7 protein-coding genes are annotated in these 7,031 nt (G+C 50.6%); 3 read left to right on the top strand and 4 right to left on the bottom strand.

The window, feature by feature from the left end; translation table 11 throughout:
* Nucleotides 1-68: 68 nt before the first annotated feature.
* Together BZG83_RS04185 and BZG83_RS04180 are read right to left on the bottom strand one after the other, a co-directional pair.
* Entirely contained in the window at nucleotides 69-422 is a 354-nt protein-coding gene (locus BZG83_RS04185) for a hypothetical protein (RefSeq protein ID WP_077479480.1), read from the bottom strand.
* Between the two features lie 65 nt (nucleotides 423-487).
* Complete coding sequence (locus BZG83_RS04180) at nucleotides 488-1,189, bottom strand: LuxR C-terminal-related transcriptional regulator (protein ID WP_077479479.1); 702 nt, start codon at nucleotides 1,187-1,189, stop codon at nucleotides 488-490.
* A gap of 285 nt (nucleotides 1,190-1,474) precedes the next feature.
* Between BZG83_RS04180 and BZG83_RS04175 the strand changes: the two genes are divergently transcribed.
* Nucleotides 1,475-2,017, top strand: a complete 543-nt coding sequence (locus tag BZG83_RS04175) for a single-stranded DNA-binding protein (protein ID WP_069588185.1) — start codon at nucleotides 1,475-1,477, stop codon at nucleotides 2,015-2,017.
* A gap of 63 nt (nucleotides 2,018-2,080) precedes the next feature.
* Here BZG83_RS04175 and BZG83_RS04170 read toward each other — a convergent pair whose 3' ends face one another.
* Complete coding sequence (locus tag BZG83_RS04170; protein WP_077479478.1) at nucleotides 2,081-3,238, bottom strand: alpha-hydroxy acid oxidase; 1,158 nt, start codon at nucleotides 3,236-3,238, stop codon at nucleotides 2,081-2,083.
* Between the two features lie 147 nt (nucleotides 3,239-3,385).
* The gene (locus BZG83_RS04165; protein WP_077479477.1) at nucleotides 3,386-4,273 is read right to left on the bottom strand and encodes a LysR family transcriptional regulator; all 888 of its coding nucleotides are present in this window, start codon (nucleotides 4,271-4,273) and stop codon (nucleotides 3,386-3,388) included.
* A gap of 121 nt (nucleotides 4,274-4,394) precedes the next feature.
* Here BZG83_RS04165 and csrD point away from each other — a divergent pair, with 121 nt between their 5' ends.
* Both csrD and BZG83_RS04155 read left to right on the top strand, forming a co-directional pair.
* Nucleotides 4,395-6,374: an RNase E specificity factor CsrD gene (gene csrD / locus BZG83_RS04160; RefSeq protein WP_077479476.1), complete on the top strand. Its 1,980-nt coding sequence runs from the start codon at nucleotides 4,395-4,397 to the stop codon at nucleotides 6,372-6,374.
* Nucleotides 6,371-6,883, top strand: a complete 513-nt coding sequence (locus BZG83_RS04155; protein ID WP_077479475.1) for a hypothetical protein — start codon at nucleotides 6,371-6,373, stop codon at nucleotides 6,881-6,883. Before csrD ends, BZG83_RS04155 begins: the two co-directional genes overlap by 4 nt.
* Nucleotides 6,884-7,031: the final 148 nt, after the last annotated feature.

The following is a 7,031-nucleotide window of genomic DNA, read 5'->3' as shown; positions in this document are numbered from 1 at the left end:
ATCTCGCTTTGCTTCACTAGCGCGTCAGCACTGCGGTTCAGGTTGTCATCATAAGCGCCCACGAGCGCCTAATGACGATATTGGCCACCCAGGAGGGCGTCAATATTCAGTGCGGTACAGGTATTCGATGCAGTATGAATGTGCGCATCTAACAAGGGCGAGGTCGGAAGCGGCCCACTGTCATGGTGGTCTGCATAAAAAACGCTGGCACCCGCCTGCAATAAGGCCTCTAAGGCAGGACGATTTTTTGCCATCGAGATATCAAACACATTGACCTGTTCGGTCTCAACTGGGACGTGTTGCAACAACGCAATATCCCGCTTCACACCAGTGATGAGGGTGGTGTTTTGAGGATAAGCGAGGCGCCACTGTACCAGTGCGGTTAGCCCGTCGGCATCGCCATTAAAAACATCAAAGGCCATTTGCGACTTCCTTATTGCAAAAACGGCGCGAGTGCGCCGTTGGGATCGGGAGGATGTATTCGCGATTAATCATCGTAACTGTCAGGACCGAGTTCGAGCCCGACCGATCCGATTAACGATAAGTTGTTTTTCGCCCAAAAAACAGCTTGTACGCGATTTTTTACATTTATCTTTTTGAAAACATTATATAAATGCGATTTAACCGTGTGTTCGCTGACCGCAAGCGCATTGGCAATATCTTGATTCGACGCGCCTGTGACCAGATGCCGTAAGATTTCTTGCTCGCGGTTGGTGAGCACAATGGCTTGCTCATCGATAGTTTGTTGGTAATGCTGCTGATAGTAGTGAATCAGCGCCGCCATTTTGTGGCGGGGGAGCCAATATTCTCCCGAGAACATCTTTTCGATGCCGTAGCACAGATGGCTTAACTCATCGTCTTTCTTAAATACCCCTTTAATAAAGGGCCAGCTTGCCAATTCCTTCGCGGTAAGATCATGGGCATTGAGGAGAGCAAACACATGCTGATCGGCATACGGTGTGAGTGCATGTTTAAGACGCTCGGTGGCGGTGTCGTCGAAGGCACTTAAATCAATCAGGACCAACCCAGAACGTTCGGTGAGCTTTTCGTGAATGGTATCTGGGCTCACGAGTTCGACGGTGCCGCGGATTTCTTTTTCTAAACACGCGATCAATGCAGAGACAGACATGCTGGGCTGAGAGATGAGAAGCAGTGTGTAAGAATCGGACGTGGTTTCTGCCTTGCTCATAAAGTTCCTACTTATCTGACGTAAAGCGTGCTCACCGATGTGCGTATTATTGCATAATTCAGCGCAGAGAGGCGCTCACGCGGGGACTTTATTCAGTCTAAACTATTTTTGTTGTCTACGTATATGTAAGCGTATGRCCATTCTTAGGTTCGTAGCGTGAATACAGAATCTGGAACCAGATCGCGTGGAAAAGCATCGAACCTCTTGGGCGCTCGTGCTAGACTTCGTGTTTATTTATCCAGTAGGCGAAAATGTTTTCGCGCGTAACAAGAGTGGGAGTCACCTATGGCCAGCCGTGGCATAAACAAAGTCATCTTGATTGGTAATTTGGGCAATGATCCGGAAATCCGTTATCTCCCGAACGGTGGTGCAGTGGCGAACTTGAGCCTAGCGACCTCGGAGTCATGGCGCGACAAGAGCACTGGCGAGATGCGTGAAAAAACCGAATGGCATCGCGTGGTCCTGTTTGGTAAGACCGCAGAAGTGGCTGGCGAGTATTTGCGTAAGGGCTCGCAAGTTTATATTGAAGGTCAGTTACAAACACGCAAATGGCAAGATCAAAGTGGTCAAGACCGCTACTCAACAGAAGTAGTGGTACAAGGCTTTAACGGCAGCATGCAAATGCTTGGTGGCCGTGCCGGACCAGGCCAAGGTCAGCCGATGCAGCAGTCGCAGCAGCAAGGTGGATGGGGTCAGCCTCAACAGCCACAAAACAACTTCAACCAGCAGCCGCCTCAGCAGCAAGCCGCGCCGCAATCTCAGCCGCAATCGCAACCTCAGCAGCAGTATAACGATCTGCCTGACTTTGACGACGATATTCCGTTCTAAAAAACGGTTTACTCGAAAAGCGATAAGCCCCGTTGTGACGGGGCTTTTCTTTATCTGATGAACTTAAACACCGGGGCCGGCTTTGAGGAAATGTGGCAGTTGTGTCGGCGTTGGACACTTTAACTGCCCCATGACTTGCGTCATTTGCTGTTTGAGCATTTCAATCGCGTGCTCGCCACCATGATGCCCCACGGCGCCGCACGCATAAACAAAGGTACGGCCCAGCAAGGTAAAGTCGGCTCCCATGGCCATCGCCTGCGCAACGTTGCCACCGCTTTGTACGCCGCTGTCTAGCAACAGCTTAATTTTATCCCCATAGGCCTTGTCGATAGTGCGAATGGTATCGAGCGGCGATTCGCCGATATCTAACTGACGGCCTCCATGGTTGGATAGCACCACCCCATCAGCACCTAGGGCAACGGCCTGAGCGACGTCTTCAGGATTGACCAGTCCTTTGAGAATCAAGGGGCCATCCCAGTTGTCACGGATCACTTTCAGGCTTTCAAAATCCACTGCACCCATCACGGTATTGTTCATAAAGTTTGCCAACTCGCTGGTGGGCATATTCTTCGGCATGTAGGGTTTGAGGGTTTGCATTTCCGGTACCCCCGCCAGCAAGGTATGCCAACACCAGCTTGGACATTGCATCATTTGTGCAATATTGCGTAGGTTCATTTTGGGTGGCATGGCTAAGCCGTTTTTGATGTCACGAGGGCGATAACCAAAGGTTGGTACATCGACGGTGACGAGGAGAACCTTGTAGCCTGCACGCTTAATGCGGCCCATCAGATCTTCGCGGATCTTAGCATCGGTTGGGTTATAGAGCTGATACCACGCGGTGCCCTCAGAAATGTCGGCAATGGTTTCAAGACTTGCCGACGATACTGTGCTAAGTACGTAGGGCACATTGGCTTCCAGTGCGGCTTTGGCAAGGATTTCAGGCGCTTTAGGCCACATCAAACCTTGTAAGCCTACAGGCGCAATGCCAAAGGGCGCGGCATAGCGGTGGCCAAAGAGCTCAACGGACAAATCAATCTCAGGGGTGGGAGCCAAGAGATCAGACTGTAGCTTGACGTCTTTAAAGCGATCAAAATTATGAGCGAGACCGATTTCGTCGTGGCATCCACCACATAAATAATCAAAGGCAAAGGCGGGAATACGCTTTTTGGCCGCACGTTTGAGTGCCGGTGTGTCGGGATAGTTAGGATTGTAGTAAGACATGGATCTCGCGTCCGTTTTGTGAGGTGAGTAAAGACCCTTACCTTAGCGCGGCAGTTGTTATCGATATATAGACAAAAAATAAAATACTTTTTCCAAAATCGCGCAAAGCCGCGCATGCGCTATCGCTTTTTAAGTCGTGATATTCCCTTAAATATACAAGTTCTTAACTTTTTGCTTGATAAAATCGATAAATAATTTGGTCTTAGTATGGTTGTAGTCCAACTTTGGATAGTAGGCATAGGCAGATGTGCGGGGCTGTTTCAGCGTCGGCAAAACGGGGACCAGTAACCCTTGATCGAGCTCTTTTTGGACGGTGCCAGCGCCGCCAAGAATGATCCCCATCCCGATCACAGCCGCGCTTACTAGCGCTTCAGGGTTGGGAGAGACAAAGTTGCCAGATAACTGCAAGCGCGTTCCGTCCTCAAAAACACGTTCTTGAGGTTGGTGTGAATTGCCATATAGCAAGACGTTGTGCTCGGTCAGTTGCGTTGGTGAGGTAATCGGCGCGTGGCGAGCTAGGTAACTAGGAGCGGCGAAAAAACCGGGCTGAAAATCAAATAGCTTGGCCGCGATGTAGCTGGCTGAGTTGAAGTAGTCGAGCTCTCGGCTGATCACCACATCTAAATTCAGATCGGGTAATTGGCCGGGGGTCAGCGTAGTCAGTTCGACTTTGATTTTCGGATAGATCTCAAGAAACTCAGCAATAAAGTTGACCAAAAAGCGGTTCCCTGTCACCAATGGCGCACCGATACGCAGGATGCCACTGACTTCGCCAAACGTGGATGCGGTCTCGCTGACCAGCTGTTGCCAATCGTCCACCCACGCTTTGGCGCGTTGATAAAACAGATCGCCAGCATCGGTCATGGACAGGCTTCGGGTGGTGCGCTTTAACAGCTGCACGCCCAGTTGGCTCTCAAGCCAGCTTAACCGCTTTGACAGTGCAGAACTTGAGGTGTGTAACTTGGTGGCGGCTTGTGCCAAAGAGCCTTGTTCAACCACACAGATAAAGCTTTGTGTGCAGGTAATCCAGTCCATGAAACCTCTTAATAGTGGAAAAGGTGATAACCAATCGTCAGACAGGCATTCACATTATGATAACCAAGCCTGATAATACCGACTACTCGACCATCAAGGCGACCTGAATCAGCAGAGAATCATGGAAAGAACAGCCAACGCCATCAAAGTTAGCGGCATGAAGCTTACCAATCGATTAGTGGCGTTTGTCACCCTGATTGTGGTGTGTGCCATTTTTGTCTTATTTATCGGTGGAGCAATTAGCTTTCGTCAATTAGGTATCGATTTTATCTCACACTATGTGGATGGCATGGTGGAGGTGATCGATCAGGAAATGGCCACCGAGCAACGGGACAACCAGTATTTTTCACGTTGGCTGCCTAAAATGCTCAAGGCGAGTGATGTCACCTCGCTGACCATCTACTCCGATGCGGGCATCCTTTATCAGTACGAGCAAATTCATTATCAAGCCCCGACCACGCAACAAGCGATTACCCGAGACATTCCGCTGGCGAATAACCCCGGCTTTGCTGTGAAGCTGACCTTTGTGCCCCCGTATGCGGAGTTTGCCTACTCCATTGGGCCGCTGTCGTCACTTTCCGCGGCCATTTTGGTGATTGTGCTGGGCTTGGCGTGGGGGATCCAATGGTTACGCCGCCAGCTTTATGGCAGTGAGGTCTTGGAGCAGCGAGGGCGCTTAATCTTAGCTGGCAGGCTTGATGAAGCGCAACATGGCGATGCTCACGAGTGGCCGATCCCTGCCAGTGCCGCATTGACGCAATTAATCGAGGAATTGAAAGAAGCCCGCCAAGAGCGAAGTCGCTTTGATACCTTTATTCGCACTAATACCTTCCTTGATCAGCTTACTGGAGCGGCGAACCGAGTCATGTTTGATAACCGCTTGCACACGTTAGCCAGCGATGATGCGAGCCAAGGTAGCTTGATTTTAGTGCGTGTCGCCGATTGGGAAGACTTGCTTGAACAGCAGGGGCAAGAAGGCGCTGATGCGCTGATTCAAGGCATGGGCAGTGTGTTATCGAATGCGATCCAGCGCTTTCCTGATGCCGTATTGGCTCGCTATTTTGCCTCGGATTTCGCCATTCTGTTGGTTAATCAAGCAGGGGAAGAAGTCCATCCCTTTTTGTCTCAACTTACCAACGCCCTCAACAAACTGAGCCCGCCGGACACACTGGATGCCGACAACTGGTTCCATATGGGCATGACCTCATTTGGGGCGGGAGAGCGTCGAGGTCGTTTGATGGATGAAGCCGAGCGTGCGCTGCGAGCGGCCCAACTGGAAGGGCATAGTGGCTGGTCGCAATTTGACAAAGACATTCGCCGCTTAGACAAACGCGGCAGTGTGCGCTGGCGTACGCTGTTGGAATCGGTGATGGCGGGGGAAGGACCGATGCTGTATCGCCAACCTGTCTATGCGCGGGATGGCAAAACCCGTCTTCACTATGAACTTTTAGGCCGGATCAAAGACGAAAATGGCAAGGTGTTAAAAGCCTCTCGCTTCTGGCCCGGGGTAGAGTTGGTCGGTATGGATGTGGTGTTTGATAAAGCGACGGTGAGCCGTGCGCTGTGGTGGTTAAAAACCGCTGATCATATCGACAATTATGCTATAAATGTAAGTGTTCACTCACTTTGCCAACGCGAATTTGTGATTTGGTTGCGTGATGCGWTATTGCAAACACCCCGAAGTATCCTCAATCGTTTGTTGGTGGAAGTGTCTGAAGGTGCCTTAGTGGCGCAATTTGACGCGGCGCGCCCTTGTTTGAGAATGATAGCCGCGTTAGGGTGCCGACTCGTGGTCGACCAAGCTGGTCGAACAGTAGTGAGTACTCACTATGTAAAAGATATTCAGCCAGCGTATATTAAGTTACATCGTAGCTTAGTGCGTAATATTCATCAGCGCCCTGAAAACCAATTGTACTTACGCAGTATGCTGGGGGCGTGTGAAGCCACTACCACCGACGTCTTGGCAGTAGGTGTGGAAACGGACCTAGAGTGGCAGGTGGTCAAAGAGCTGGGCGTCGTGGGGGGACAAGGGCGCTTACTTGGTGCGGAAATGTCACCTCATCCTGCGCAAAAGAAACGCCGCCGCTGGGGGAAACGATGACAACAGAGGAGAATCAAGTGAATCGCAAGCAGCAACAGGCAGGGCGAACATGGCTCGAATTTATTCTTCTGTTGTGTACCTTAGGTTTGCTTGTGGTTGTTGCGGTGCCCAAATTCTACGATTATGAGGCGGATGCGAACGTGACGGCGTTAAAAGGGCTAAAAAGTGCCATTGATAATGTGATGGTGCAGACCTATGAACAAGCGCAAGCCTCGAATATCGCGGATCAGCCTCGCGGGACTTTAACGGTCGAAGGCGCCACCATTGACGTGCAATTTGGGTATCCAGTAGCCAGTGACTTACCGCAATTGATTGGTGTGCTCAAAGAAGAAGAGCGCTGGCTGCCAAAGCCGCATGACAGCCAAGCCGGTGTCGATTATGTGTGGGTGTATCATGATAATCCCGCACCGTCGTGTTACCTCAGTTACTATGAAGCAACGCCGACACAGCATGCGAAGACCGAATTAGTCATCGGTCCCTCTTGCCAAGAGGCACCGATGTCGCAATAGCAAAGTGGACAAAATAGGAAGCTGGCATGTTTTTCGATGAAAAAATCATCAAAATGACAGCGCAATGAAAAAAAACTCAGATCTCATTCAGGTTTACAGCGCCGTATCTTGCCGCTTACCGTGCGCGTTGATACATTTAGCTCAATTT

Source organism: Salinivibrio sp. PR919, assembly GCF_001995355.1.
GTDB classification, from domain to species: domain Bacteria; phylum Pseudomonadota; class Gammaproteobacteria; order Enterobacterales; family Vibrionaceae; genus Salinivibrio; species Salinivibrio proteolyticus.
The sequence above is the reverse complement of the archived record's forward strand: the minus strand, read 5'-3'. Positions and strand labels throughout refer to the sequence as shown.

Bases quoted from the DNA above. Each gene is read 5' to 3' on its own strand.
- BZG83_RS04175 (WP_069588185.1), top strand. From the start codon at position 1,475: ATGGCCAGCCGTGGCATAAACAAAGTCATCTTGATTGGTAATTTGGGC.
- BZG83_RS04170 (WP_077479478.1), bottom strand. From the start codon at position 3,238: ATGTCTTACTACAATCCTAACTATCCCGACACACCGGCACTCAAACGT.
- BZG83_RS04180 (WP_077479479.1), bottom strand. From the start codon at position 1,189: ATGAGCAAGGCAGAAACCACGTCCGATTCTTACACACTGCTTCTCATC.
- BZG83_RS04155 (WP_077479475.1), top strand. From the start codon at position 6,371: ATGACAACAGAGGAGAATCAAGTGAATCGCAAGCAGCAACAGGCAGGG.
- BZG83_RS04185 (WP_077479480.1), bottom strand. From the start codon at position 422: ATGGCCTTTGATGTTTTTAATGGCGATGCCGACGGGCTAACCGCACTG.
- BZG83_RS04165 (WP_077479477.1), bottom strand. From the start codon at position 4,273: ATGGACTGGATTACCTGCACACAAAGCTTTATCTGTGTGGTTGAACAA.